Raw genomic sequence first — 369 nt, forward strand, 5'->3', positions numbered from 1 at the left:
GCGAAACCTGTATCCGGGTCATTGGCAACTACCTGTACCAGGGGGGTGCCGATGGGGGCGGTTTCAAAGGTTTCGACCTTATATTCACTGAGCGTGAAGCTGGCCAGTCGATTGGGATTAACAGTAACGGAGAAGTTTTGCGTTGCAGTTGCTCTGTGCGGATCCCACGCTGTTACCGTGACTTTGACTGTGCCAACCCCTCTGGGGTAAATATGGAGCTTTTGACCGGGGATAGGCCGGACTACTGCAATATTTGTGTCAGATGAACGTGCGGAATAGATCAGATGATCTTTGTTAGCGTCAGTAAAGTAAGAGGAAAGCGTCAGTGCCGGATAGCGTCCACCAGCTGCGAGTGTCACATCTGGGATG

General features: G+C 51.8%; 1 protein-coding gene. It reads right to left on the reverse strand.

Going from position 1 to position 369, the window contains the following annotated elements:
• The coding region (locus ACY2RQ_RS19910) for a cadherin repeat domain-containing protein (protein WP_490114757.1) at positions 1 to 369 on the reverse strand (369 nt) is incomplete at both ends.

Source organism: Parendozoicomonas sp. 209JJ7-1 (assembly GCF_058147085.1).